Origin of the sequence: Bifidobacterium sp. UBA6881 (assembly GCA_002451435.1) — a bacterium.
GTDB lineage: Bacteria > Actinomycetota > Actinomycetes > Actinomycetales > Bifidobacteriaceae > Bifidobacterium.
Window position 1 is genome coordinate 23,482 of record DKCF01000110.1, and the last position, 1,508, is coordinate 24,989.

1 protein-coding gene is annotated in these 1,508 nt (G+C 61.7%); it reads left to right on the plus strand.

Annotated features, from left to right (window positions below):
* The first annotated feature begins 130 nt into the window (after positions 1 to 130).
* A complete protein-coding gene (locus tag B3C64_RS08475) occupies positions 131 to 1,504 on the plus strand; it encodes an Nramp family divalent metal transporter (protein ID WP_291535042.1) in 1,374 nt (457 codons plus the stop codon).
* Positions 1,505 to 1,508 lie beyond the last annotated feature (4 nt).

Below are 1,508 nucleotides of genomic sequence, written 5' to 3' on the forward strand. Positions count from 1 at the left end.
CGTTCATGGCCGTCATGCGACTATTGCCGCGCGGCCTCCACATTCTTTTTGACTATATTCCGGAAGAATTCAATACGAGGTATGGCGGAATTTACAAAGCGGCGCTATAACTTTGCCGGGGTGATTCTCATTGAGTCAAAACAAGACAACCGATAACGTCGCTGCGGCGGAGACGAAGGGCGCCGCAGCACAGCCACGGCAATCGCAACCACAGCAGGCGCAGACGCGGCAAACGCAGCGGCAACCGCGGGCGCAGCAGCAGCAACAGCCGCAGGCAAAGGGCCACCAGCACCACGGCCACGCGCTCGCTGGCATCCTCGGCCCGGCGTTCGTCGCCGCCGTGGCATATGTCGATCCGGGCAACGTGGCGGCGAACATCACTTCGGGCGCCACCTACGGATACCTGCTGGTGTGGGTGCTGGTGCTGGCGAACTGCATGAGCGTGCTCATCCAGTACCAGTCCGCCAAGCTGGGCATCGTGACGGGGCGTAGTCTTCCGGAGATTCTGGGCGAGCGTTTGGGGGACGCCGGCCGGTACATGTTCTTCATGCAGGCGGAGGTGATCGCCATCGCCACCGATCTGGCCGAGGTGATCGGCGGCGCGATCGCGCTGAAGCTGCTGTTCGGCCTGCCGCTGTTCGTCGGCGGCTGCGTCATCGGCGCGGTGTCCACGGTGCTGCTGATCTTCCAGAAGGGGCCGACCCACCGTCTGTTCGAGAAGATGATCATCGCGTTGCTGCTGGTGATCACGTTCGGCTTCATCGCGGGCCTGTTCATCGATCCGCCGAATCCGGTGCAGGTTGCTTCCGGTCTGATTCCGCGTTTCAAGGGCACGGCGACGGTGTTGATGGCCGCGTCGATGCTGGGCGCGACGGTGATGCCGCACGCCATCTACCTGCATTCCACGCTGGTCAACGACCATTACGCCGCCGGGCAGAAGAAGCCTGACATCAAAACGTTGCTGCATGGCAGCAAAATCGATGTGGCGTGGGCGTTGCTGCTGGCCGGCACGGTGAATCTGGCGTTGCTGATCCTCGCCGCGAATTCGCTGTACGGCGTGACCGGCACCGATTCGATCGAGGGCGCGCAGCATGCCATCGCGGCCGCACTTGGTCCGGTGATCGGCACGATCTTCTCCATCGGACTGCTGGCGTCCAGTCTGAGCTCCACGTCGGTCGGCACATATGCCGGTTCGGAGATCATGCATGGTCTGTTGCATATCAAGGCTCCGATGTGGGCGTGCCGCATCGTCACGCTGGTTCCGGCGCTGGTGGTGCTGTGGTTCGCGAAGAACCCGACCGAGGCGTTGATCATCGGACAGGTGATTCTGTCGATCGGCATTCCGTTCGCGATCATTCCGTTGATGCGCTACACGCATGACCGCGAACTGATGGGCGAATACGTCGACGGTACGGCCAAGCATGTGATCAACATCGCGGTCACGGCATTGATCGTCGCGTTGAACGTCGTGCTGATCTTCCTCACTTTGACGGGGCAGGACTGACACT